Source organism: Anabaena sp. UHCC 0253 (assembly GCF_009712085.1).
In the GTDB taxonomy this organism is placed as follows: Bacteria; Cyanobacteriota; Cyanobacteriia; order Cyanobacteriales; family Nostocaceae; genus Dolichospermum.
In genome coordinates this window covers 261132-285923 of the sequence record NZ_VILD01000003.1, presented here as the reverse complement: position 1 = coordinate 285923, position 24792 = coordinate 261132, and the positions used below count along the sequence as shown (strand labels likewise).

Annotated in this window: 24 protein-coding genes and 1 tRNA gene; 13 read left to right on the top strand and 12 right to left on the bottom strand. The window is 36.0% G+C overall.

The annotated features are described in order from the left end of the window. Positions 1 to 104: 104 nt before the first annotated feature. From FJR38_RS09575 to cobU, 9 genes are all read right to left on the bottom strand, one after another. Complete coding sequence (locus tag FJR38_RS09575) at positions 105 to 998, bottom strand: sensor histidine kinase (RefSeq protein WP_168536713.1); 894 nt, start codon at positions 996 to 998, stop codon at positions 105 to 107. 36 nt (positions 999 to 1034) lie between these two features. Beyond that, positions 1035 to 1712, bottom strand: a complete 678-nt coding sequence (locus tag FJR38_RS09570) for a response regulator transcription factor (RefSeq protein ID WP_168495082.1) — start codon at positions 1710 to 1712, stop codon at positions 1035 to 1037. 272 nt (positions 1713 to 1984) lie between these two features. After that, positions 1985 to 2632 (bottom strand): hypothetical protein, encoded by a 648-nt coding sequence (locus FJR38_RS09565; protein ID WP_174763536.1) that lies wholly within the window; start codon positions 2630 to 2632, stop codon positions 1985 to 1987. A gap of 52 nt (positions 2633 to 2684) precedes the next feature. Further along, on the bottom strand, positions 2685 to 4082 hold the full coding sequence (locus tag FJR38_RS09560; RefSeq protein WP_168536711.1) for an HlyD family secretion protein: 1398 nt from the start codon (positions 4080 to 4082) through the stop codon (positions 2685 to 2687). Positions 4083 to 4088: 6 nt separating this feature from the next. Then, positions 4089 to 6239, bottom strand: coding sequence for a peptidase domain-containing ABC transporter (locus tag FJR38_RS09555; protein ID WP_168536709.1), 2151 nt, complete (start codon positions 6237 to 6239; stop codon positions 4089 to 4091). Positions 6240 to 6680: 441 nt separating this feature from the next. After that, positions 6681 to 6857 carry a CTB family bacteriocin gene (locus FJR38_RS09550; RefSeq protein WP_168536707.1) on the bottom strand — a complete coding sequence of 59 codons (177 nt, stop codon included), beginning with the start codon at positions 6855 to 6857 and terminating at the stop codon, positions 6681 to 6683. A gap of 381 nt (positions 6858 to 7238) precedes the next feature. Continuing rightward, on the bottom strand, positions 7239 to 7448 hold the full coding sequence (locus tag FJR38_RS09545; RefSeq protein WP_168536705.1) for a hypothetical protein: 210 nt from the start codon (positions 7446 to 7448) through the stop codon (positions 7239 to 7241). A 1011-nt stretch (positions 7449 to 8459) separates the two neighbouring features. Then, entirely contained in the window at positions 8460 to 8888 is a 429-nt protein-coding gene (locus FJR38_RS09535) for a hypothetical protein (protein ID WP_168536701.1), read from the bottom strand. A 57-nt stretch (positions 8889 to 8945) separates the two neighbouring features. Further along, positions 8946 to 9494 (bottom strand): bifunctional adenosylcobinamide kinase/adenosylcobinamide-phosphate guanylyltransferase, encoded by a 549-nt coding sequence (cobU, locus tag FJR38_RS09530; protein WP_168536699.1) that lies wholly within the window; start codon positions 9492 to 9494, stop codon positions 8946 to 8948. A gap of 124 nt (positions 9495 to 9618) precedes the next feature. Here cobU and FJR38_RS09525 point away from each other — a divergent pair, with 124 nt between their 5' ends. The 9 genes from FJR38_RS09525 (at position 9619) to FJR38_RS09485 (ending at position 18025) form a co-directional block, all read left to right on the top strand. Then, a complete protein-coding gene (locus FJR38_RS09525; protein ID WP_168536697.1) occupies positions 9619 to 10419 on the top strand; it encodes a hypothetical protein in 801 nt (266 codons plus the stop codon). A 61-nt stretch (positions 10420 to 10480) separates the two neighbouring features. Continuing rightward, positions 10481 to 11413 carry a glycosyltransferase family 2 protein gene (locus FJR38_RS09520; protein WP_168495063.1) on the top strand — a complete coding sequence of 311 codons (933 nt, stop codon included), beginning with the start codon at positions 10481 to 10483 and terminating at the stop codon, positions 11411 to 11413. 27 nt (positions 11414 to 11440) lie between these two features. After that, complete coding sequence (locus tag FJR38_RS09515; protein ID WP_168536695.1) at positions 11441 to 12376, top strand: glycosyltransferase family 2 protein; 936 nt, start codon at positions 11441 to 11443, stop codon at positions 12374 to 12376. A gap of 35 nt (positions 12377 to 12411) precedes the next feature. After that, the gene (gene hpsU / locus FJR38_RS09510) at positions 12412 to 12981 is read left to right on the top strand and encodes a hormogonium polysaccharide biosynthesis acetyltransferase HpsU (protein WP_168537212.1); all 570 of its coding nucleotides are present in this window, start codon (positions 12412 to 12414) and stop codon (positions 12979 to 12981) included. 71 nt (positions 12982 to 13052) lie between these two features. Then, the gene (locus FJR38_RS09505; RefSeq protein ID WP_168536693.1) at positions 13053 to 13310 is read left to right on the top strand and encodes a hypothetical protein; all 258 of its coding nucleotides are present in this window, start codon (positions 13053 to 13055) and stop codon (positions 13308 to 13310) included. Between the two features lie 44 nt (positions 13311 to 13354). Beyond that, positions 13355 to 13426, top strand: a tRNA-Gln gene (locus FJR38_RS09500). A 130-nt stretch (positions 13427 to 13556) separates the two neighbouring features. Beyond that, positions 13557 to 14222 carry a deoxyribonuclease V gene (gene nfi / locus FJR38_RS09495; RefSeq protein ID WP_168536691.1) on the top strand — a complete coding sequence of 222 codons (666 nt, stop codon included), beginning with the start codon at positions 13557 to 13559 and terminating at the stop codon, positions 14220 to 14222. A gap of 380 nt (positions 14223 to 14602) precedes the next feature. Next, positions 14603 to 16777, top strand: coding sequence for a GumC family protein (locus FJR38_RS09490; protein WP_371418169.1), 2175 nt, complete (start codon positions 14603 to 14605; stop codon positions 16775 to 16777). A gap of 102 nt (positions 16778 to 16879) precedes the next feature. Continuing rightward, entirely contained in the window at positions 16880 to 18025 is a 1146-nt protein-coding gene (locus tag FJR38_RS09485; RefSeq protein WP_168536689.1) for a SpoIID/LytB domain-containing protein, read from the top strand. 48 nt (positions 18026 to 18073) lie between these two features. Here the strand turns inward: FJR38_RS09485 and FJR38_RS09480 are convergent, their stop codons facing one another. Then, the gene (locus FJR38_RS09480; RefSeq protein ID WP_168536687.1) at positions 18074 to 19336 is read right to left on the bottom strand and encodes a hypothetical protein; all 1263 of its coding nucleotides are present in this window, start codon (positions 19334 to 19336) and stop codon (positions 18074 to 18076) included. A gap of 466 nt (positions 19337 to 19802) precedes the next feature. Between FJR38_RS09480 and FJR38_RS09475 the strand changes: the two genes are divergently transcribed. The 4 genes from FJR38_RS09475 to FJR38_RS09460 all read left to right on the top strand — a co-directional run bounded on the left by FJR38_RS09475 (position 19803) and on the right by FJR38_RS09460 (position 21936). Further along, a complete protein-coding gene (locus FJR38_RS09475; protein ID WP_168495052.1) occupies positions 19803 to 20168 on the top strand; it encodes a Lin0512 family protein in 366 nt (121 codons plus the stop codon). Positions 20169 to 20279: 111 nt separating this feature from the next. Then, entirely contained in the window at positions 20280 to 20618 is a 339-nt protein-coding gene (locus FJR38_RS09470; RefSeq protein ID WP_168495050.1) for a hypothetical protein, read from the top strand. Positions 20619 to 20687: 69 nt separating this feature from the next. Continuing rightward, the gene (locus FJR38_RS09465; RefSeq protein ID WP_168536685.1) at positions 20688 to 21203 is read left to right on the top strand and encodes a hypothetical protein; all 516 of its coding nucleotides are present in this window, start codon (positions 20688 to 20690) and stop codon (positions 21201 to 21203) included. 52 nt (positions 21204 to 21255) lie between these two features. After that, positions 21256 to 21936 carry an SDR family oxidoreductase gene (locus tag FJR38_RS09460; protein ID WP_168536683.1) on the top strand — a complete coding sequence of 227 codons (681 nt, stop codon included), beginning with the start codon at positions 21256 to 21258 and terminating at the stop codon, positions 21934 to 21936. A 127-nt stretch (positions 21937 to 22063) separates the two neighbouring features. Here the strand turns inward: FJR38_RS09460 and FJR38_RS09455 are convergent, their stop codons facing one another. Both FJR38_RS09455 and FJR38_RS09450 read right to left on the bottom strand, forming a co-directional pair. Continuing rightward, the gene (locus FJR38_RS09455; RefSeq protein WP_168536681.1) at positions 22064 to 23902 is read right to left on the bottom strand and encodes a bifunctional serine/threonine-protein kinase/formylglycine-generating enzyme family protein; all 1839 of its coding nucleotides are present in this window, start codon (positions 23900 to 23902) and stop codon (positions 22064 to 22066) included. Between the two features lie 666 nt (positions 23903 to 24568). Further along, positions 24569 to 24763 (bottom strand): Rpn family recombination-promoting nuclease/putative transposase, encoded by a 195-nt coding sequence (locus FJR38_RS09450; protein ID WP_254445271.1) that lies wholly within the window; start codon positions 24761 to 24763, stop codon positions 24569 to 24571. Positions 24764 to 24792: the final 29 nt, after the last annotated feature.

Below are 24792 nucleotides of genomic sequence, written 5' to 3'. Positions count from 1 at the left end.
GTGTAAGGGCGAAGCATTCGGAAAATAAACTTGGGAAAAAACCGATAATTAATCGCCCGAATGCTTCGCCCCTACATGGACAAAAAGGGATATTTGATTGATTTTTATTGCCACCAAAAAGAACTTGCCAAAGGCCAAGATAATTCACAAAGAGTACCTTGAGGATAAAGTGAAACTCGTCGAAATTTACCTTTTATTTGTCGGGCTAAATTTTTAAATTGTTTTGTCCCCCAACCTTCTTTAGATGATTGAATTCCCAAACCATTATCCATAATACTTAAAGTGTAACGTCCTTGAAATGAAGAATAAGTAACTTGTAGAGAGGTGATTCCTGTGGCGTGTTTACCAACATTACACAAGGCTTCTTCTAAAAATCGGCAGAGTCCTCGCTTATTTTCAATACTTAAACTGTTTTCATGAATAGGTTCAAAATTGTGGATTTTCAGCTTTAGAGTTCTAAAGCAAGGAAAATCTCGATCTAAGGTGTAGCTATAAACTTGATATAAAATTTCATGTAAAGGGTTTCGCAAATCTATAACTACATTATTTCCTATATAAAGGCTGGTATCTTGAGTCAAGGTTTCTTGCTGCAAAAAATCGTACATTCCCCGTAATTCTTGGTTCAATTCTTCTAGTTCTTTTTCTATTAAAGGCAATAATTTATTTATGGGTAAATCTTTTCCTCTCACTACTTTTAAAACTTTAGCGAGACTTTGGAGTGGTCCATTATGAATTGTTTCAAATGTAATTTCAATTATCGTTTGACGAGCTTGAATTACCGACTTAAAAGCTTGGTTGTATTCATATAGTGCTATAAACATAATGCAATTTATCACGACAACACAAATTCCTAGTACCAGAGAAACTGACCAACCCCTAGTTAACAAAATATAGCTAATCAATTCTAGACTAAAAATAGTAATGATAATTCCTGCTAATTTTCCTACAGCAATAAAATAAATTCTTTTTTGAACTTTTTCAAAAATCTGAGCTTGCATAAGACCTCAATCGGATAAAGTACATGACTATGTTAATTAATCAATTAATCCTTCGGCTCTAGCTTTCATTTCCGTTTGAATACGGATGTTTTTACCTTCTTCTGGATAAATATTTAAAGCGTCTTGCAACTTACTCCAATAATGACGCACCATGCGTTCAGATATACACATATTTTTAGCAATTACTTTATCTTGTAATCCTTCTTCAAATGCTAAATTTAGTACCTTTAACCACTCTGGTTTTACCTCTAATCCTGAGTGGATTCCTTTAATATCTTTTGTGTGAGTTAATCCCTGTAATGACCAATCAACTCTAGTTAACATTTCTTGGGTAGAAAGACTTTTATCAGCAACAGTAAAGCCTCCTTTATGATTATCAATATAAGGACGAATTCTAACTAATGTTCTCACATGGGCGCTTTGCACAACAAAATTTAGATGGGAATAATTTTCCATTAAGACTTTTAGCAGTTGAATACCTGTATCAACTCTTGCTGTCATTGTCATTTTTTCTGGGATAGAAAGATCCATAATTAGCAAATCAGGTTGATAGCTAATTACTTGCTCAAAAGCATAACTAGCATTTGTAGCAGTATTAAATTCAGCACTAGGATATTTTTTTCTTAGTATTTCAACTGTTCCATTTAAAACTGATTCGTGGTCATCAATAACCATGAACTTGAAAATTGTTTTTTTTGATAAAACCTGTTGCATATCTAATAAATGCCTCAATAGTTACACACCTGATAATTTTTGATTGCTATCTACTACTATTAATTAGTTTTACTAGATTCTATTACTTATAATTTATCAGCTATGGGGGGTCACACCCCTCACCCCATTAAAGATCATTAAAAAATACTGAAATTACTAGGTTTATGTATAACTATGAAAATTATCTTTATTTAAAAATAATTTAGTATTGATCAGAGTTTGGAGAGATATAGTACCAGGTACTCTCCGAGATATCAAGTCATAGAAAATACTCACCAATAAAAGTGCCAAATTGACATGAGATTCTTATTAAAGTAGGAGCATTTACCAGATATTAAGAATTTAAAGCTATCGTAAAGATATTCTAATTCTGGCAAATGGGAGTAAAAAATCAGAGTGGATATATCAGGATAAGAAATTTTTACAGTCAATAGCCCGATACTTCCTATTTGTTTGAGAGTAATTTGAATATAAATAGGGAGTAAACTTTCTGTTTCTGGTAAAGTTATTTTCAGTAATTCTTCTAAAACTCTTAAAATTATCCAACTCCTTTCAGGTTCTTCAATTCGCCAGTAAACTGGCATATTAATTTGAAAATCTAGATAGGGATTGGAATTAATCCACGGTTCTAATAAACACTCAATAGATAAAGGTAGACTATCTTGAATAGAGATTGGACATAAGCGATCGCTCAATTGGACTAAAGAATGATGAAAATTATCAATTTTTCTGATATGGGCTGGAATTCTTGTAACTGATAAATTCAGGTTATCTATAATTAATAAATCTAGATCGCGCCGGATTGTAAAAGATTCTTGTAATAGATCATCACGAATTTTTTCGGATTCCAGAAATAGTTTCAAGAATTCTCTATAAAACCACCACTGTAATGCTTGCTGTATTCTTTGATTAGATGTCATAAACGATATCATGATTATGACTTAAAAGGTGGAATATAAACTCAATCGTTACTCATAAATCAGTAATTAACCTGGCTTTTCTCAACATAAATTGCAATGCTGTTTCTTCCCTAGAAATTATATCGGCTGTAGCGTTCATTCCTGATTGCAGAAGACACTGACGGCCATTATTGCCAAAGGAACTACTTTCGGGTTGAATTGTGGCTTCAAAGTAACTAACACCAGCAGACATTGGAGTAGTTGTATCTTTACTTTGAGGTGTAATAACATCGGGAGCAATAGTTTTCACCGCACCCTTAGCAGTTCCATAATCAGGATATGGACAAGCATCAATCCGAAGTTGTACTTTTTGACCAATGGCAACTTTGTTAATTTCCGCAGTGGGAATCATGGCTTTAATTACCAAAGAAGCATTATCAGGGACAACTTCAGCAATAGATTCACCAGCACGCACTACTTGACCAGGATTTCGTAAATTAAGTTTAAAGATAATGCCGTTACTAGTAGCAAGAATCATACTACTTTTTCGTTGATTTTCTAATTGTTGGAGTTCTTTTTGTGACTGTTTGATTTGTGTTTGAATTTCTACTAATCGCTGAACTAAAATTTCCTTTTCTTTATTTAAAGCAGCTATATTAGCTTCACCTTTCGCGGTTTCTTGAGCAATCCGTTCTTGTGCCATTTTGACCATTGCTGTCGTAGGATTAATCGCAGCTTGGGTGGATTTAATTTTTATTTTGGCTATATCAACAGCTTTTTTTGCAGATTGCAGTGTTAAAGTTGTCTGTTTAACAACTAGCTGTTTTTGCTCAAATTCTCGCTTACCAATTGCGCCAATTTGTGATAATTGTTCATAGCGATCGCGATCCACTTTTGCAAATTCTAAATCAGCCTGAGCCTTTTGCAAATCTACTAATTCTTTTTGGATATTTACTTGCGCTGCCATTAATTCACTTTCAGTATTTATTTTTCGTTCTTTGTATTCTCTTTGATTTCTTAATAAATCCTCTTTAGCAGAATTAACAATATTTTCTATCACTTTTTTTTCAGATATAATTTGATTATTTAAAGTCCGGTTTTGAGCATAAATTTGGATTATTTGTAATCTACTTTGTTTGATATTATCTTCTAATTGACTTTTTTTGATTAGTAATTGCTCAGTATCTAAAATGGCGATTACTTCCCCTTGCTTAACAACTTGATTTTCTTTGACTAAAATATCTTTAATAGCCCCTTCTATCTTTGATTGCACTACACGGGTTTCACCTATAGGACGAACAATAGCAGCGACTTTGACAGTGACATTATATTTCACCCATGAAGACAAAGAAATACCAGTAACCACAGTACCGACAAGAAACATACCTGCTAATGTTGTCCAAATACTTATCGGTGGAAGAGATTCATCATTTTTGGAAAAACTGAATTTTTGATTATGAGTATAAAGCATAATTATTTAAGGGATTATAAAATCTAAATGATCTCCTGATTTAGTTCGTAAATCTTGCAAAGAACCTACTAATTTCAATTTACCTTTGTCTATTAAAACAACCCAATTAGCACGATTAATTACTTTGGGACGGTGTGTAATTAAAATAGTTGTTTTACCTTGACGATGTTTGAAAAGTTGGTCTAAAACTTGGGTTTCACTAACTGGATCAAGTCCACTAGTTGATTCATCTAAAATCAGAATTGCCGGATCTGTAACAATGGCTCTAGCTAGAGCTAATCTTTGCTTTTGTCCTCCAGAAATGTTAGCACCAAATTCACCTAAAACAGTTTGATATGTTTCTGGAAGTTTACTGATAAATTCATCAGCACCAGCAATTTGACAAGCTTGAACTATTTGCTCAAATGTGACATAAGGCGCTCCTAACCGAAAGTTTTCAACAATAGAACGATTCCAAAAATGAGCATCTTGAGGAACAAGAACTACCTGCTGACGGAGAGATTCTAAAGAAAGGTCTTGGAGATTATAAAGTCCTATTCGTATATTACCAGATTGGAATTGATATAAACCAGCAATTAATTTGGCTAAAGTGCTTTTTCCACATCCAGATTTACCAATTAAAGCAATAACTTTACCTCCAGGAATCGTCAGAGAAAAATCGTCTAATAAGTCAATACGACCAGGATAATGAAAGGTTAAATTTGTACAAATAATATCAGCATCACTCGAAATTGTCGCCAAAGGTTTTTTGTCATCATCATCATCTTCAGGAGTGGCATCAATAACTTCTGTGAGCCGACGGGTAGCAGTTTTAGCTCGCGTAAATTCATCCACAAAATTAATAACTGTACTAATTAAAGATACAAAATTACCATTCATGGAATTAAAGGCTAGTAATTGCCCAATACTCAAGTTTTCAGCGGGGTTAATTACTAAATAGCCACCAAACCAGAGTAGAATTACACTACCAATACCAGAAACAAAGCCCGAAAATGTATTATTAATAATCCCTATTTGCATTGTTCTGTATGTCAATCCAGCTAGACGATTAAACCGATTGTCTAATTCATCTCTAAATTGTCTACCTGATGTAGTTGTTTTTAAAGTTAATGCGCCTTTAAAAGTTTCAACTAATACCCCTTGTGTTTCGGATTCTGTAACTAAAAGTTCATTGGTTTTTTGCTGTAATGTGGGCTGAAAAATAAAGGTAGAGATGGTCATTACTATCGCAATTATTAAAGCGGCTGAGGTAAGTTTCCAGCTATAGAAAAACATAAAACCCAAGGAAATTACCGCAATAAAAAATTGACTTGGTAAACCAACAACAATTTGAGCAACTAATTGATTAATTTGGTCAATATCTCGCAGACGACTAACAACTTCACCACTGCGACGAGTTTCATAATAAGTTAATGGTAAACGTAGGATTTGCCGCCCAAATTCTAGAACTAGACTTAATTGTATTCGTTGGGCAAAATGAGCAATTAAGTTAGATTGGATAAATGAGAGGCTATTAGAAATTATATTCATGACAACTACAGAAATTACTACTGTAGTCAATAATTTTGTGTCCCCTCTAACTAATACATCATCGGTGAGAATTTGTAATAGGAAAGGAGAAGCTAAAGACAATAAACCCAATACTAAATTGAGCGGTAAAGCTTGAAATAAAATAGCTCTATAAATCCAAATGCGTCTAAAAAAACGCCAAAAACCACCTTCTTTATCTTGCTTTTGAGAAAAAAAGCGAATAGGATCTGGTTCTACTAATAATAATAACCAATCAGTCCAAGCTGCTTTTACATCTTCTTGGGAAAGATGACGAAGACCTATTGCAGGATCTGCAATCAGAAATTTTTTACCTTTTTTACCATATAAAATTACCCAATGATTACCTTGCCAATGAATAATTGCTGGTAAGGGAGCTTCATTAATTCTATCTAATATGTCTGGGGAAGTTTTAACTGGATTTGCTTTAAAACCCAGGATTTCTGCTCCTCGTTTTAATCCTAATAAAGTAGTTCCAAACTGTCCTGTTCCTACAGCTTCCCGAATCCTGCTAATAGTAAAAGTCTGACCATAATGTTTGGCAATTGCAGCCAAGCAAGCCGCCCCACAATCTTCTTCGCTATGTTGTTGAACAAATTGAATTTTCATAAGTAAAACACCCTGGAGAATAAGAAGTAGGTAGTCTGGGATTAGCCTCTTTTTAATTTATAGTATAAATCTAGAAAAATAGTAAAAAATCTAGCAAAGAAGACATAATCATATAAAAAACTAACTAATATTTATAATTTCAAATTACTTAGCTTCAACAATAAGCAATATTTTTATATAAACAAGTTTATGAGGAATTTGATTAATCAAATATTCTTAAATACTGTATTTTTTCTTAATTAGCATCGTAAAAAATAAAAATTAGGTTTGGTTTTAATTTGATAAAGATAGTCAGCTATCAGTGCTAGAGTAGTAGAAAGTAAATACTACTTTTATTACTCCATATTTAGCTGATAACTGACTAACCTTAAGTAATGAAAGAAAAGGCTCTAGCGTTGAAACCTAATTCATCGTTATCAATCGAAATTGATAAAGAAGTTACTAATCCAAATCAATTCTCAAGTTACCGATGCTTACTAAAGCAAAGTTATAGTCGCCAAGTTGTCCCGCATAAACCTCATCGTTAAACTGGAACTTAACACGACGATCAGTGCGGCGACCACCAGCTACGATTTCTTGTTGCTCAACAGATACTTCGGTAAATAATAGATTAGACATGACTGAATTCTCCTTGATTTGTATTACGCTTAGGGTTGTTTGCTGCTCGTTTGCCGTTTAACCCCTCGCTTGTTAATAGAATATCTAGAAGTCATTAGTTAAGTCATTCTCATTTTATGCAAACTTAATTACCAGATTTAGAAATAACTATTTCCTAAAAATACACGCCAATTCGGCTAAATAGATTTGACATAGATTTAATTTTTAGTTACAGTTATTCCTAATCTTGATTGTTTAGAAAATATTTTTTATTTTACTTAAAATATCTGTATTAATTAAATTCAATACAGATATAAAGTATTCACTAAACCTAGCTATAGTTTAGCGAAAGATAATGTTCTTATTATTGTTAAATCCTTATCAGATTATTGGATATATTATCTAAAATTTGCAGCGACGGTTTTTCCTATTCGGAGAACGTGGATAAAGAAAAAAATTAAACATCATATTTATAATGGTTATATTATTAATAGTTGTAACAACGTTATTTTTTCCTTGAGTGTTAATATCACCAATATTCACATCTCCCACACCACCAATTATGGTTTCTTGCTGCTCAATAGGTACATTACTAAACAATACATTAGACATGATCTAAATTCCTCTAATTTTGAATTATTATTTATTTACGGTAGATTGATTTGATACTTTTCAATCTAGCTTAGGTTAATACAGTATACGTTTATTATTATCTATGTCATGGCTAATTTATGCCAACTTAATTACCAACTGAGGAATAGTATATTTCACAATTACGTCAGTAATATTTCCGAAAAATACACGCCAATTTGGCTAATTTTTGTCAACAAATTCTGAATATTCTGCTATATTTATATACTTATAATAATTTGCTAATAACAGAACATGAGCAATATTGTTTTGATGTATAGCATTTTTCAATTGAATCAAATATAAAAAATTTGTATATAAATAGCATTATCTACAAACTTACATCCATTATTTGTTTATGAAAAAAGCGAATTAACCTATGAATTTGACATGAATCAGTGGAAAGTTAGTATTTTTTCCAAACCATCTTGTAAATTCCCACATGGTAGAGCAAAAGTTATTGTTTGATGAATTGTTTTGACAATTACTCTGATAAACGTAGGAATGAATTTGATTGATCTTATAGATGTGTGTACAATTCTCACCACCAACTACAGTTTCTTGCTGCTCAATAGGTACATTGCTAAACAATATATGAGGCATAGTAGAACTCTCCTTGATTTTGAATTAGTGCAAACATTTAGTTACGGTTTTTAACCGTTTAAATCTTTACTTGCTAAAAATTGTATCGAGAAATAAATAGTTAAATCATTATCATTTTCTGCAATGATCATTGCCAGATTAGGAAATATCTATTTCACATTTATATCAACAATATTGCTGAAAAATACACGCCACTTTGGCTAAATTGTTTGTACAAAATAGAAGTTTTCTAATACCCTAATTAGGGTTGTATTTACAGTAATTTTATGGTTAATTAACCAGATTTTCTATATTAAACATTTAGAAAAAGTAGAGACGTTCCATGGAACGTCTCTACAAAGGTTCTAGATAACACATCTTTTAATTCAGTTGATGTTTATATGAAATTATTTACTTTGCGTCGGCGGATTTTTCACCAAAGGAAGCGCAAATTGACGTTAATTGTTCTTGACTACAGACTGGACTGCGCGGTGCTGGTATTTCTGTATTTGGCCAGCCAGGTAAATTACTACAGGGACACAATAACGCTGGCATTCCTACATTTTTGAGGGGTACAGGCATGGAACAACGACCACAAGGTAGCATTTCCCATGCGGGCGTTAGTAGTTCATTAATCGTTTCCTGAGTTCCATCTAGGTAACAATCACCTGTAGCTGGGGAGAGAATTTTGAGCCAGCACTCTTCAAACTCTTGGCTATAGCGATCGCCTTGGATTACAGGTTGGGGCAAAAAGCTCACCTTACCATTTACAGCTATAACCCTCTTCCCTAACTGAAACCAGTAGGCAAGATATTCTTTAACTTCGTTTTTGGTTGCCATAGTCACTATTTTAAAAGAAAATTCCGTATTTTTATGGTGAGAATCTTTAAATTTGCATTAAGACTTAGGTGATGGTAACGGTACACCTAGTAAACTCAAGTTGAGAGCATGACCGCCTGTGACTAAATAAACAGGTTCACAAATTGTACCTAATTGCCGGACTAAAGCCCCAAGGCGATCGCGGAATTTTCGCCCGATTGGATAAGCTGGAACTACACCCCAACCTGTCTCTTCTGCCACAAATATAACATCAGCCTCAACTAACGGTAAAGTTGCGAGAAACTCCGTCAAAATATTTTCCCACACTAAATCTTCTTCTTCTAAGAAATTAGCTACCCAAGTTCCTAACGAATCCACCAACAAGGAAGTATGCGGCTGGGATTGAGCTAAAGTAGCCGTAAGTTCCATCGGTACAGATAGGGTGAGCCAATCTTGAGGACGGCGTTGTTGATGTTTTTGAATCCGTTGTTGCCATTCTTGATCATCTGGGTTTTGTGTAGCGGTGGCAATATAAACAACCGGATTTCTGAAATTTATCGCTATATCTTCCGCCCATTCACTTTTACCAGACCGGGCTGCGCCTGTCACCAATATCAATTTACGCATGATTTCATCATATAATGTGGGAGCAGGAAAAATACGCAAGAGGAATTACCAATCACCTAAACTCAATAACTAGTAAGTTGGTTGAAACCATTCAGTATTTATAAATAAACTTTAGGATATTTTTATGAAAGCAGGGTTAAAGCGGATTGAGGCCACGCTCCATGATTTGGGAACTCGCAATGATGATGTCATCACAGACGGAGGTGATCAAAGCAAACGCTCCTTCTCTTTTCGGATTAGTTTCCGTCCCCATGAATCTCCACAAAATTCCCAACCGCAAGCAGCCGTTCATGATCACGATTTAGAGACAAATCAAGACAGTGATGGAACTCCAGAGGCAAATTTGTTTCCTCACCATGATTCTGTCCAAGCTTTTCCAGCCCAAGAAAGTGGAGAAAAAACCCCAACTCTCCCTAAATTTAAAACTCCTACTTTTAGCAATCATCGTCATGGCGCTAACCCAGCCTTATCCATGAATATGCTCCAAGAAATTCAGGAAAAAGTTGCTAGTTGGCAGATAGAGTTACAAAAAATTGTCCAAAATATTCAGGATATTTACTTAGAAGGACCAATTATTAATGGTTGGTTGGAATCTAATATTCAAGAAGCAGAAACAGTGGGAACAGCCACACTCCGTCATGCGGAAGTAGATCGCCTCATGGACTATGTAGAAGAAATTTGTGCGAATGGTGAAAAAGAAGTATATAAACCACTACATACTGATTATCGGCTTTGTGGAATAGATACAGCCGGTCAAGTTTGGTCTCGTCCTTGTCCAGTCGAGCAAGTTCCTAGTGTGAGTATAGCGATCGCTCGTCATCAAAGATTACGACAACTCTTAGGACGCAAACAAGACCTAGAAAATCGGTTGAGTCAATTAGCAGAAACTTTAGTGATATTACATAGTCATATTCAACAATGTTAAAAAATCACTGACGATTTTCAGGTTTTCGAGTAGAATCACCAATAAACAACGACAATCACCCATGTCAGATATCCAAATCTCTGCCATCATCTGTACTCATAACCGAGATACCTATCTAGGGGCGGCGATTGATAGCTTATTGGCACAAGACTTTGCTGGTAACTTTGAAATTTTGGTCATAGATAATGGATCTAGCGATCGCACCCGTGAAGTAGTAGAACAAAGAGCCACTGATTCCCGTCTCAAATATATCTTTGAACCCGTCCTGGGTTTATCCGTAGCCCGTAATACCGGAGCTAAAGCTGCTAGTGCCGAAATACTAGCCTATTTAGACGATGATGCCGTCGCTAGTCCTAGCTGGTTAAAAATTTTAGTCAGTGCATACGCCAATAATCCTAAATTAGCGATCGCTGGTGGCAAAATTACCCTCCTGTGGCCTCCAGGTATCTCCCAACCCAAATGGATATCAAATGAATTAGCCGGGAACTTAGGAGCTTATGATCTAGGAGATCAATTAGTCTATATTGACAAACCAGGGCTAACCCCCAGAGGATTAAATTACTCCCTCCGTAGTAGTTTCCTTGCAGAAGTCGGTGGTTTTGATCCACAATTAGGACGAGTAGGTAAAAATCTCCTCTCCAACGAAGAACTACAAATGACAGAATTCGCCCTCCAGCGCCATTGGCAAGTAGCTTATATCCCCGAAGCCCTCGTTGCCCATAATGTCGCCCCAGAAAGGATCAAACCTACCTGGTTTTTAAACAGAGGTTGGTGGCAAGGCATCAGTGAATGTTATCGAGAACAACTGGCAGGTAAAGCCGGCATTTCTCAACTACCACGAGGAAGCGAGCGACTTTTGCGAGGATTATATAAAGTGCTACAATATATATTAGATCCAGCAGAACGCTTTGATAAATTAGTTTATGCTTATTGTCAAATTGGTTACTTAAACGCTGCTATTCAAGGAATCCTATTTAAATCCCATCAGAAATAAACAAAAAATACACAGTAACAAATTATTATGTCATCTAAACTACCAGTTTCCGTACTCATCCCAGCGAAAAACGAACAACTAAATCTACCAGCTTGTCTCACTAGCCTTGCTAGAGCCGATGAAATATTTATGGTAGACTCCCAAAGCACGGATAAAAGCGTAGAAATCGCCGAAAAATACGGAGCGAATGTAGTCCAATTTAACTTTAATGGCCGTTGGCCGAAAAAGAAAAATTGGTCATTAGAAAATCTCCCTTTCCGTAACGAATGGGTATTAATTGTTGATTGTGATGAACGGATTACACCAGAACTATGGGAAGACATCGCCCAAGCCATTCAAAGTGATGAACACGATGGTTACTACATCAATCGGCGAGTATTTTTTCTAGGGAAATGGATTCGTTACGGTGGTAAATATCCTGATTGGAATTTGCGATTATTTAAACATCAAAAAGGTCGCTACGAAAATCTCAATACCGAAGATATTGCCAATACTGGAGACAATGAAGTTCACGAACACGTCATTTTACCAGGGAAAGTTGGCTATCTCAAAAATGATATGCTCCACGAAGACTTCCGCGATCTCTATCATTGGTTAGAAAGACATAATCGTTATTCTAATTGGGAAGCGCGTGTTTACTACAACTTACTCACAGGTAATGATGATAGCGGCACAATTGGCGGTAACTTATTTGGTGACGCAGTACAACGCAAACGCTTCTTAAAAAAAATCTGGGTCCGTCTGCCATTTAAACCACTGTTGCGGTTTATCTTGTTCTATATTATTCAGCGTGGTTTCTTAGATGGTAAAGCTGGATATGTATATGGAAGATTGCTAAGTCAATATGAATATCAAATTGGTGTCAAACTTTATGAATTAAGCAATTATGGAGGTAAATTAAATATTTCTAAACCCACAGATGCGACATCTTCCCCACAGGAAATTCAACAATCAGCCAGTTAAATTCCCCAACCTCTATGCCCCAAACCTTGCCGCCAATTACCGATGATGCACCTTTTTTAGATTTACGTAAATATGATCAATCTTGGTTTGATCGAGGCCGTCCCAGTTGGTACGTATTATTTTGGTGGTTTGTGCAAGCGATCGCCTTTCCCCTCACTCCCCAACCCCTCAATATTCTTCGTCGTGGCTTACTCCGTCTCTTCGGCGCTCATATTGGTAAAGGTGTTTTAATTCGTCCCACAGCCCGGTTTACCTATCCTTGGAAAATCTCCATTGGTGATTACAGTTGGATTGGTGATGACGTAGTTTTTTACAGTCTGGATCAAATCAACATTGGCGAACATTGCGTTATTTCCCAAAAAAGTTATTTATGTACTGGTAGCCATGACATCCAAGATCCAGCATTTGGTTTGAAAACCGCCAGCATTATCATCGGTAATGGTGCATGGGTGGCAGCAGATTGTTTTGTTGCCCCAGGGGTACATATTGGCTCAAATGCTGTCATAGGCGCTCGTAGCAGTGTTTTTAGTAATATGCCAGCAGGACAAGTTTGTTGGGGAAATCCTTGTCATTCTCAGTATCCCAGAACAAAATCAGAAAGTTAAAAATATAGTAGCTATTGAGAAAAAACCATGCTACTATTAAACTACATGATGAAATTTAACCAATAAAAACTATGCAACTGAAACGCTGGGAATCCCCACGTCGAGAAGGCAGAAACGATAAAGGCCGGGGTGGTTCTGCTAGAACACGGCAACTGAAAAAACAAAGACAGATGCTCAGACAGAAACTCAAAGAAAATCAAAAGCCAAATGATCATCACAACAATAACCAGGGGGAAAGTTCAACTTCCCCCTATTTTTTTGCAGTTTTTTCGGAAACACCTTTCTTAGTCCCATATTGCACCGCAAAACTTTTTTCCCAAAACACTTGACAAAACCCCCAGCATACCTGCTATATTATTTATATTGAATTCATTGGGGCGTAGCCAAGTGGTAAGGCAGTGGGTTTTGGTCCCGCCATCCCTAGGTTCGAATCCTAGCGCCCCAGTTATAAAAAAGGTAAGCCGTTAGGGTTTACCTTTTGTCATTTCTATCAAAAATTAATGAAACTCTAGCTAAAATAGGGTTTTACAAGTTTCCCAATGGAACGTCTCTAAAGACTCCCATAAATCACAAATATGGAAATTCCCAAACATCATGATTGGCCTTCTACCATAGAAGAGGCTAAAGCAATTCAAGAAAACCTCCGCTATCAAGTAATTACTTCAGATCAACTTCCAGAAACTATCCAATATGTTGCCGGTGTAGACATGGGATTTTTGGAAGACGGTAAAATTAGCCGTGCAGCAGTAGCTGTCCTTAGCTTTCCTGATTTACAAACAGTAGAAACCAGCCTAGCTTACCATCCTACTACCTTTCCTTACATTCCTGGTTTTCTATCTTTCCGAGAAATACCTCCTGTTCTCGACGCTTTAGAAAAGCTCAAAACTATACCAGATATAATTTTATGTGATGGACAAGGAATAGCTCACCCTCGCAGATTGGGGATTGCTTCCCATTTAGGTGTACTACTAGATATACCAACAATTGGTGTAGCTAAATCCTTGCTAATTGGTGAATATGAAGAATTAGCAGAAACTAAAGGTAGCTGGCAACCATTAATACATAAAAAAGAAACAATCGGTGCAGTTTTAAGAACACGCACAGGAGTAAAACCTGTTTATGTTTCCAGTGGACATCGCATTAGTTTACTAACAGCAATTGAGTATGTCTTACATTGTACACCAAAATATCGTTTACCAGAAACTACACGCATTGCTGACAAATTAGCATCTGCAAGGTAATTGGGAATTGGTGATTGGGAATTGGTCATTGGGTAATTTTATTTCTTCCTTCTTCCTTCTTCTTGACTCCTGTACGGGCGAAGCATTCGGAGAATAACCTTGAACAAAAATGGATAATTTGTCACCCGAATGCTTCGCCCCTACGACAACTGACAAAGAATATTTGCAGAAAATTTATGTTCCTCACACTGATTAGACATATATCGGAATGAAGGTATTAGCCAAGAACTACTTCAGAATATTTTCTGTGAAGTAAGTCTGTGATCATGGGAAGAATACGTATTGATTATTAACAGGAAAAGATAGAGTATAAAATATCTCTAAAGTTTTTTAATCATCATCTTCCAGATATATTGTTGCAATTTGAGAGGGATATGATTGTGGCTACAAATGGGATGAAGTTTAAACAAATACTGACTACCTCTATATCCAACGTAGTTAATTTTAGAAAAATAACTCTGATTGCACTTCACCATCGTTGGTTTATATTCGGGGTTTCTTGTACAGTTATGTCAGTTACCAGCCTGATAGCTATTACAGCTAAACCAACTTACCAGAGCTATATGCAGATATTAGTAAGTTATAATTCAAATGAATCTGCAAGTGCTAGTAATATAGAAAAACAGACTCCTGCTGTTGACTACAATAGTCAGAAGAAATTAATGCTGAGTGCTAAATTAGTCCAAAAAGCTGTAAATTTACTTCAGACTGAGTATCCACAAATAACTGTAGAGGATATTTATAGTGATAGTGCCACTGGTAAAATTTCATCTTTAGAAATAACTAAATTACCCGTACAATCAAGAACTAGTAAAAATTCAAGTCAAATATTTTCACTATCTTTTATAGATCGAAATCCTCTAAAGACTAAAAGAGTATTACAAGCTTTACAAAAAGTATATCAAGATTATAATACCGATCAAAAAAATCAGCGCGTTAATCAAGGTTTAGCTTTTGTTAATAACAGTGTACCAAAATTACAGAAAGATGTAATGAAAGCAGAGAAAAAGCTAGAACAGTTTCGCAAAGAAAATAATTTAATTGATCCTGTTTTACAAAGTAAAATTTTATTACAATCTTTATCTGATCTTCAAAAACAGAGGCAAAAAACTCGCGCTCAATTGGAAGATATACAGGCTCGACACAATAGTTTAGAACAAGCGATCGCTTCTGCAAACCCAAGTAAAACAGTTGATACTACTGCTTCTAATCAATATCAAGCCTTAATTAATGAACTGAATACAACCGAACAGGCATTAACTCAAGCCCGCGTACTGTACACAGAAAAATATCCAATTATACAGCAACTTCAGCAGAAGCGGAAAATTATCATTGCACTAATACAACAACAAGAGAAAAATCAAACTATTCCTATTAGTAATAAATTACAACCGTTAGTAGACATAAACCCTAAATTAGAGAATGATTTAACGCAGTTAAAAATGACTGCATTGGGACTCATTGCCAATGATGCTTATTTAATGAAATCCGAACAAGAACTTCGTTCACAATTTAACAAATATCCAAGTTTAATTACTGAATATAAAGGGTTAGTTGCCGATATAGAAATTTATCGAACCACACTAAAACAACTCATGCAAGCGCAACATTCATTAGGCTTGAAAATTGCTCAAGAGGGTTTTAACTGGCAGATTTTAGAAGAACCAGCTTTAGGAATCCATATAGGTAATTTACGATGGTTGTTAATAATTGGTGGAATATTCATTAGTCCAATATTAGGTTTATTAGCAGCTTTAGCCTGGGAGAAGTTTAATCAGGCTATTTTTTATCCTCAAGATTTACAAAAGCTGACAAATATTCAGTTATTGGGATCAGTTCCTAAATTAGGGAAAAAACCAGATAGTTGGCAAAGGAAACTTAAAAATATCGGCAGAAATAAACGGAGAGATGTAGATATTTCTCTTCAAGAAAATATTAGACAATTACCCAATCATGAAGCATTAGATATCATTTATCAAAATATTCAAATCCTCAATAATTCTCTGCCTTTAAAATCATTGATGTTGACTTCGGCATTACCAGGAGAAGGTAAAACAACCTTGGCTTTAGGATTAGGAGCTAGTGCGGCGCGTATGCACCAAAGGGTATTAGTAATTGATGCTAATCTGCGATCGCCCAGTTTGCATAAAACTTTAGGATTAACCAATGATTGGGGTTTATCCTTATTGCTTATTGATGATGAAAATACATCATTTCATAATTACATTCAACCTATTCATCCAGCTATTGATGTTTTGACAGCAGGACCAATCCCAGAAGATGCAGTCACTTTACTTAGTTCTGAACGGATGAAAGAACTAATAGATTTATTTGGGCAAAATTATGATTTAGTGCTGATAGATGCACCATCAGTTTTAGATACAGTTGATGGTAGAATTGTGGCATCTTTGTGTAATAAGATTGTCATGGTAGGACGGATTGGCCAAGTTACACCGAATAAACTGATGGCAGCTACGGAAATTTTAAGCAAGTTAAATTTAATTGGGATTGTTGGTAATGAAGTTTATGATACTCCCCAAATATTGACACCATGAACAGGCAATAAACAAGAAAAAAATCAATCAATATTCCCTTTACTTCCTGAATAGGAGAAATGTCAGACTAGAATAGTAGACGCTGGTGATGAGACAATTAGCATGAAATTCCAACTGTTATTAGGCGCTTTCTTTTCGGAAATTAAAGGTAGACATTGGTGGATAGGTATTCTCCTCTGGTTTGCTTTACTAGCTCCTGCTCAAGCATCTGTAATTTTGCGTGTGGCAATTGAAAGAGAAGTTAAGCAGGTAAAAGTTGGTGCTTCGACAACAGCTATTGTTAAAGATAATAGTGGTAAAACTCTGGGACAATTACCGGGAATGAGTGCATTTGCGGCTCAAGCAGTACCTGGAGGAGTGGCTTTAGATAGATGGAAATCGGGGTTATTTTGGATTGAACCCACGAATAAGGGATTTGTTTATATTGGCGATCGCTGGTTTCGTGGTAGAACCTTAGTAATACCCACAGAAAAAGGCTTAACTGCGGTGAACTGGGTAGATTTAGAGGAATATCTCTACAGTGTAATTGGTGGAGAAATGGATTCTCGCTGGCCAGACGAAGCCCTTAAAGCTCAAGCGATCGCTGCTCGTACCTATGCCCTTTATGAACGAGAAAAACAACGGAGAAATCCCGTTTATGATTTAGGGGATAGTCCAGATCGTTGGCAAATTTATAAAGGTGTCAGCAGCGAATCCTCCAGAACCTACAACGCCGTAGACACCACCGCCGGCAAAATCTTAACCTACAACAACCAAATCATTCTTTCCGTCTTTCATGCTTGTTCTGGTGGACACACCGAAAACGTCGAAGATGTCTGGACTAGCAAAGAACCTTACCTCCGGGCTGTACCAGACTTTGACCAAAACATTAAAGAATGTAACTGGGTAAAAACCTTTACTCCTGGAGAAATTAGCACCAGAATTTCCGGTATTGGTAATGTCAAAGATATGATTGTTGAAACTCTTTCACCCTTCAAAAGTGTCAAAACCCTCAAAATTATCGGTGATAAAGGGACTAAAGTCCTCAAAGGTGAAGAAGTCAGAACTGCACTCAGGATTAAAAGTACCCGTTTTACGGTTGGTAAAAATGCAAATGGTGGTTTTCTCCTACAAGGATTAGGTTTTGGCCATGGTGTAGGTATGAGCCAATGGGGGGCTTACGAACTAGCAAAACGCGGCGCAAACCACCTGCAAATCTTAGGATATTACTACCAAGGTGTAGCCCTGACACCCATTCAAGCTAAATAAATAATTGACAATTGACAATTGGTAATTGGTAATTCTCTCTATTACCCATTACCCATCACCTATTTGCTTATTCTGAAATTCCTGTTCTAGTAAATCTGTTTCAGTAGAGTAAACTGAATCATCCTTACCAATGACTTTTTCCGTAGCAAATTCACGAGCAAAAGCTATCTTCTTCTGTAAAGAAGAATCTGCACTTGCTAATAATCTAGCTCGTTCTTGGCGTTGATGATTGCGAGTAGAAATTTGATCATTGCGCCACTTAATCCAAAAATAACGGATTAATGGTATGGCGAGAAAACCCGTACCATAAGCTAATAAAAGTCCATAAATCCCTTGAACAAAAGCAACTAATCCGCCGACTTGAGCCGCAATTGTGCCATTTCTCAATAAATTTCCCAGGATTAACGCCCCAATCAAATTTACTCCTCCTAAACCAGCACTGAGCATAAGTTGTCCAGAACTAGCCGCACTAAACTGCCAGGAAAATTCATGGAGATATTCAGATATTGAGCGCCGCGGCTTCTTACTAGCTCTTACCTGTAATTCTGGGAAATAATAGACTATTTGACCTTCAGCACTTACCTGTGGTCTGCCATTAAATCGTACCAGCACAGGTAACATATAATCTTCATATTCTTGTTGATATGTTTCTCCAATATCATCTAAATAAGGAGCAATTTGTTCAGCTACTACTGCACCTTGATTATTACTAATCACCGCCCCAATTTCTTCCCAGCGTCGCTCTTCCAAATTGGCATTAGGATTACCATCACCAAATAGAAATGAAAACACCGCTTCAAAAAAATTCATTTCACTATTTTCGCCCTGTTCTCGTCGCCGTTCTTGGTAGCGATCGCAGTAATTTGGGCTAAAATACCAGAATAAATCTGGAAAAAAGAAGAAATTAAAACCTCTAGAACTACTACTACTGCGATTGTCATTATCTCGATCTGAACTAGCCGTCATAATAATGATGATAGTCACAGTAATCAGCAAGATAGAAGCAACTAACAAAATGCCAAAGGAAATCCGAATTAGGTAAAATAGTACAGACCAAACTTTTTTCCACCATTCTTGCAAACGCATTTGCAAGTATTTATTCCGTAAAATATCTCGAAAGTTGCGTGGAAATTGGTAAACAACATCACCTGATTCTGCAACCTGCAAATGTCCCCCAGCATCAGCGGCTAGACCTAATAAACCTTGATTAACCTCAGCTACATTTAATCCTACCTGAGTAGCTACATCACCAACAGTGACTCGGTAGCCTAGTTGTTCCACAGATCGCATAATGATGGGATTGGGAGTCATAACTCTTCCCTTCTGTTATATTTTGGTTTACCTTTCTTCAGTCTAGAACTTTTCCTTGTAAAACTACTAGCTCTTTAAACAACAGTTTAACAGCCTTAACTGCTACTCGCATACGGATTAATTTAACCGGAATGCCTCCCCTCTTTTCTATATCCATCCAATCGCTTAAGTGGATAGACTCATAGTCATCTTTGTATTCAATCTTGACTCTGATCATACTTTTCAAATTAGTGCGGCTCTTAACAGGCTCAACCGCACTAAAAACCCACTGCTACAACGCCCGACGACACAGTGCAGAATTACCGAAAACCTTTGTTTTAGAAATGTCGTTTGGGACAAAATTATGGATTGTAAGCGATTAGAAAATAGCTCTAAAAGTTTTCAAGTATTTTATGATGGTTTATTAAAAATAATAGAATATTAATTGATACAATTTGATTTTAAACAAGAGAGAATTTGCAAATTTATGGCACTAAAACGGTTTATTATCGAAATGGGAATGGGTGTAGACCAACATGGACAAGAACCCACAGTAGCAGCAGCAAGAGCAGTTAGGAATGCGATCGCTCATAATGCCCTTCTTGGTATTATGGAAGTAGCTGGTTTAAAAGATCCCAATGAGATGATTGTCGAAGTCAAAGTTGCAGTTCCCTACCCCGAACAAGTACGAGCAGCAGAAGTATTAGCAGTCTTACCTTTTGGTAAAAAAACGCTCATATTAGAAGCAGGAGGAATGGTGGTTGATGGTTTAGCAATTCCTTCTCTCAACGATAAAAATGACGAAATGTTGATAGCTGTAGCCGCAGTTACAGTTTTAGTCGAAACTGCATAATTAATGATAAAATATTGATTTCATCTGGATTTTGTGAGTTAAACTAGAGGTAATGGGATCATCTCTGGCAATAATTTCTCTAAATTATACATCTACATAACTCCAGTGAAAATGTCTCAAGATCCTCACAAATCATCTCAAATCCAAGAAATAATTGGACTAAAATCACAACACTTTGCTGACTTAATTAGAGCCGCACAATTGATTTTTGATCCGACTGCGGGAGTTACCGGCAGAACTGTCAAAATTGATTGGGAGGATTTTGGTATTCCTCCTAATATAGAGGATAATCTCAGAATTCTTGGTGAAGAATTTCAGTATGCTTCTCCCCACGTTCCTGTTGATGTTATTTGGGGGAAGTTAACCACCGAAACTCGAATTTGGTTTCTGGAAAATAAAGATCAATTATGGCAATTTGAAGAAATTTTACCTGCACTTGATGAAGATTAACAATTGCCAAAAATATTTTTTTAAAGTAGGATATATACATTTTGTATCCTACTTATTTACTAGAAAATAATGTTCACAAAAATTTTAGTCCCCCAGGTTTTATTAGTTTCTTTGTCTTTGACATTAGGAGTAATAACACCTGTTTTTAGTAACGCTAGTATAGCTTTAGCAGAAAGTCCACTAAAATATGCTCAATCAGTTGCTAATAAAACTGAATTTGGCGTGAGGATAGTTGACTCAGAAGGAAAAGTCAATTTTTTCCCAACAACTACAGTTCCTTTAAAAGAAGGTGATGCTTATGGTTGGAGAATTAAACTTGATAACTATCAAGGTAAAGTCAAATGGCGCGAAGTTTTAACTTTACCAAAACCTCCCGAAACTTGGATAACACAAGATAGTAAAAATTTCTCTATCTCAGCAGATGGAAAAACAGCAATTTCCCAGCGCACAGCAACACCTGTTAATGGTGTAATTGAAAATTTTTGGACTGTTTCTCCTGGAGATCCTTTAGGTAAACATCAAATCCAAGTCTATATTGATGAACGCCTGATTGCTACTTTTGCATTTGAAATAGTTCCGTTCTAAAATGACACTTTTGTGCTAAATCTAAACATAGAATCTTTTTTATAGACTAATTATGTCAAGCACATCTTACATTTTCCTAGCTGGTGCAAGTCGCGGTGTTGGCCAAGAAATCGCTAAATACTTAACAGCACAACAAATTAAAGTCAAAGCCCTTTTGAGGACAGAAGCCGCTGCTGTGGAACTAAAAGCAATGGGTATTCATCCAGTTTTAGGAGATGCCTTAAATGTAGCTGATGTTGAACGGGGAATGTTAGGAAATGAACCTATTCACGCTGTTATTAGTACGCTAGGCGGTTTACCTACAGATAATATCAAACCTGATTATATCGGCAATAAAAATCTCATTGATGCCGCAGTAAAAGCAGGAGTAAAAAAGTTTATTTTGGTGACTTCTATTGGTAGCGGTGATAGTGTTATTGCTATGCCTCCTCAAGCTTTAGAAGCACTCAAACCAGTTTTAATTGAAAAGGAAAAAGCTGAACAATACTTAATTGCCAGCGGACTTAACTATACAATTATTCGTCCTGGTGGTTTAAAATCAGAACCAGCAACCAACAACGGCATGATCACAGAAAATCCCCAGATTGTGGGTACTATTCATCGTGCAGATGTTGCCCAATTAGTTTGTCGTTGTTTAAATTCTGATCATACTAATAATAAGATTTTCTCAGCCATAGATCGGAATATGGTATATCCAGGATTACCGGAGTTTGTGGAATTTAATTTAGATTAGTGCCATAGGGCGGAATTAAGAATTAAAGAAGCATATAAAACTGGCTTTTCCGGTATTTTTAATGCTTGTTTAATTTACGCCCTTTTGTATTAGTTGATGTTGAGGACTAAAGTCCTCACTACTAAATTTAAACAGAAAATACTACCCGAAATCCACAAATTCGTAAACCACCGTCTGCTTCATTCCAGCTTCTACTAGCACTACGACAAAGTTCGGCACTAAAATTCCATGCACCACCCCTTAAAACCCGACGATGTTGATCACCCCCAGCTTCCCATATACTACCATCTGTAGGTGCGCCATGATAGTTATTATGCCAAGGATCTGCACACCATTCCCACACTAACCCGTGCATATCATATAAACCAAAAGCATTCGCAATTTCAAAATAACCAACATTAGTTGTTTCTTTACGAAATCTACTTTTTGGTTCGACAGAATAAGTATCACTACCACTACAGTTAATTAAATCGGAAGTAATTGTCTCTCCAAAATGAAAAGATGTGGTAGTTCCTGCCCGACAAGCATACTCCCATTCTGCTTCACTAGGTAAACGATATTTTCTTCCAGTTTTAATTGATAATCTGGCACAAAATTCCACTGCTTCATACCAAGAAACATTTTCTACTGGCAGATTTGCACCTTTAAATTTTGATGGGTTGGGGTTTAATGATTGTTGAATTTTAGGTAAAGCTGCTACTGTTCTCCACTGTGTTTGAGTAATAGGATATTTCCCCATAAAGAAAGATGGAACTATTACTTGATGTTGGGGACGTTCATCATCATCACCTTCACAACTCAAAGAACCCATAATAAAAGTTCCATTCGGAATTGACACCATTTCTAAAGTAGTATTTCTGCCTAATTCCTCTACAAAATATTTAGTATTACGTCTATCACGGTTCACTTCTCTCCCAGAAGTATTTACGGTAATAACATAATAATCAAAGTTATATAAAAGAGGTAAGGGAACAACAATTTTTGTCGGCGGTGGCGGTGTTAATGGCGCTTTAGGAAGAGAGGAAAACTTGAGGGCTACGGGAGATTTGGCATAGTTTAAATCATCTAATACATCGAGTGCTGACTGATATCTATCACTAGCAAAATGTTGGAGTAATTTATCTAATATTTGCTTTAAGTCCTCACTAATAGTAATTCCTTTAATTCGTAAACGTTCTGTCCATAACCATTTAGCATTCATGGCATCATAAAGATGATCTTGAAGTTGTCCATAATCATCTTGTAATGGTAAATCTTGAGTTAATAAGCGTACACAAGTTACACCCAAAGAATATAAATCACTTCCTTGACAAGCAAATCCGGCCATTTGTTCTGTTGGTGCATAACCAAGGGTATAAATAGCTGTCGCTTGTCTAGCAATACTGGTTTGAGTAACTTGCTTTGCACCACCAAAATCAATTAATACGGGTTTTTTATCACTATCCCGACGAACAATATTTTCGGGTTTGATATCGCGGTGAATAACATTGTGTTTGTGAACAAAATCTAGAACTGGTAATAAGTCAGCTAAAAGTTGCCGCACTTCTGCTTCGCTATAAGCTTGATTTTGAAGTTCTTCTAGAAGAGTTTTGCCAATAATAAATTCCTGCACTAAATACAAACTAGAACCTTGTTCAAAGTAAGCTAGAAGTCGCGGAATTTGGGAATGATTTTCTCCCAAATCATATAATCTAAAAGCTTCTTCTCGGAAAAACTCGGCTGCTTTAGCACGTTGTCCAGTTCCTTGGACTTGGGGGAAAAATTGCTTAATTACACAAGGTGCATTCAGTCTATCTACATCTTCAGCAGCGTAGGTTCTGCTAAATCCACCTTCACCTAATAACCTCAAAACCCGGTAACGGTTTCGCAGCATTTCCCCAAAGTTACTTTCTTGGCAACTTAGGCAAGATTTAGAGGTTTTTGGGTTGAAGGGGTTGGAACAATTGGGATTTTGACAAATTTGCATGAATGTTGGGAAAATAGCATCTTGTCCAAATTCATCCCCAATTTTATTAAGTTGTCAAAACGATATTTATTTCTATCACAAAAAATTAGTTAAAACCTACATTAGTTTGCGTGGGGAAAGTTAAAAAATTCAAGAATTGAAAGTTTCATTAATTACCAAACTGACCCTATATGCGCGCACAGATTCCCATTATAAATATAGTAGAATTAATTGCTAAATTTGTCAAGCAATTATTTAGAAATATTCTGTTTTCCCAACTTTTTTAAGAAATGGAAACTTTATGTTTATTCTTATTTATGAATAACACTATCAGTAGCAAAATTCTGTGCTGTTTGTTGCACAGATTCTAGCTTTTTTCCTCTTCTGCTATTTCCGTACTAAGTAACTAGTGTATAATTCGTAGGGAATATGTATCATATTATGACTATTTTTGTAACTTCCCAAGTTTTGATTTAACTTAAAGGTACATAGATAAACCTGTTTACAATGCAGGCACATCAAATAATACCGATATCAAGGATCACTTATGGCTATAGATACTCTGGCATTTATAACCACAATGGAAAATATATTTGGTTTCTCTAGTGAAGATAATGGTTTAAATTGATTCAGATAGATATTTATCTCTACTATTAATTCCCAGTAAAAATCCGGTTTTGGCTGAAATTACACTTCTACAAAATAGATGGGTTTTTCTACGCTATCTGCCATAAAAATTCCATCAAATCGAAAGGCTTTTTCCTTCACTTCCACAGAAGTAAATTTATAATCTGTGGCATTTTCTGTAGGTTCTCCCAGAATTTCAAATAATAGTGTGTGGAAAGTGAGGAAGATTTGGTAGAATATTGTGTCTGTGTGCATTATTCCTAATATTGATATTTCTTAATTAC

Bases quoted from the DNA above. Each gene is read 5' to 3' on its own strand.
- FJR38_RS09575 (WP_168536713.1), bottom strand. From the start codon at position 998: ATGCAAGCTCAGATTTTTGAAAAAGTTCAAAAAAGAATTTATTTTATT.
- FJR38_RS09570 (WP_168495082.1), bottom strand. From the start codon at position 1,712: ATGCAACAGGTTTTATCAAAAAAAACAATTTTCAAGTTCATGGTTATT.
- FJR38_RS09565 (WP_174763536.1), bottom strand. From the start codon at position 2,632: ATGACATCTAATCAAAGAATACAGCAAGCATTACAGTGGTGGTTTTAT.
- FJR38_RS09560 (WP_168536711.1), bottom strand. From the start codon at position 4,082: ATGCTTTATACTCATAATCAAAAATTCAGTTTTTCCAAAAATGATGAA.
- FJR38_RS09555 (WP_168536709.1), bottom strand. From the start codon at position 6,239: ATGAAAATTCAATTTGTTCAACAACATAGCGAAGAAGATTGTGGGGCG.
- FJR38_RS09550 (WP_168536707.1), bottom strand. From the start codon at position 6,857: ATGTCTAATCTATTATTTACCGAAGTATCTGTTGAGCAACAAGAAATC.
- FJR38_RS09545 (WP_168536705.1), bottom strand. From the start codon at position 7,448: ATGTCTAATGTATTGTTTAGTAATGTACCTATTGAGCAGCAAGAAACC.
- FJR38_RS09535 (WP_168536701.1), bottom strand. From the start codon at position 8,888: ATGGCAACCAAAAACGAAGTTAAAGAATATCTTGCCTACTGGTTTCAG.
- cobU (WP_168536699.1), bottom strand. From the start codon at position 9,494: ATGCGTAAATTGATATTGGTGACAGGCGCAGCCCGGTCTGGTAAAAGT.
- FJR38_RS09525 (WP_168536697.1), top strand. From the start codon at position 9,619: ATGAAAGCAGGGTTAAAGCGGATTGAGGCCACGCTCCATGATTTGGGA.
- FJR38_RS09520 (WP_168495063.1), top strand. From the start codon at position 10,481: ATGTCAGATATCCAAATCTCTGCCATCATCTGTACTCATAACCGAGAT.
- FJR38_RS09515 (WP_168536695.1), top strand. From the start codon at position 11,441: ATGTCATCTAAACTACCAGTTTCCGTACTCATCCCAGCGAAAAACGAA.
- FJR38_RS09505 (WP_168536693.1), top strand. From the start codon at position 13,053: ATGCAACTGAAACGCTGGGAATCCCCACGTCGAGAAGGCAGAAACGAT.
- nfi (WP_168536691.1), top strand. From the start codon at position 13,557: ATGGAAATTCCCAAACATCATGATTGGCCTTCTACCATAGAAGAGGCT.
- FJR38_RS09485 (WP_168536689.1), top strand. From the start codon at position 16,880: ATGAAATTCCAACTGTTATTAGGCGCTTTCTTTTCGGAAATTAAAGGT.
- FJR38_RS09480 (WP_168536687.1), bottom strand. From the start codon at position 19,336: ATGACTCCCAATCCCATCATTATGCGATCTGTGGAACAACTAGGCTAC.
- FJR38_RS09475 (WP_168495052.1), top strand. From the start codon at position 19,803: ATGGCACTAAAACGGTTTATTATCGAAATGGGAATGGGTGTAGACCAA.
- FJR38_RS09470 (WP_168495050.1), top strand. From the start codon at position 20,280: ATGTCTCAAGATCCTCACAAATCATCTCAAATCCAAGAAATAATTGGA.
- FJR38_RS09465 (WP_168536685.1), top strand. From the start codon at position 20,688: ATGTTCACAAAAATTTTAGTCCCCCAGGTTTTATTAGTTTCTTTGTCT.
- FJR38_RS09460 (WP_168536683.1), top strand. From the start codon at position 21,256: ATGTCAAGCACATCTTACATTTTCCTAGCTGGTGCAAGTCGCGGTGTT.
- FJR38_RS09455 (WP_168536681.1), bottom strand. From the start codon at position 23,902: ATGCAAATTTGTCAAAATCCCAATTGTTCCAACCCCTTCAACCCAAAA.
- FJR38_RS09450 (WP_254445271.1), bottom strand. From the start codon at position 24,763: ATGCACACAGACACAATATTCTACCAAATCTTCCTCACTTTCCACACA.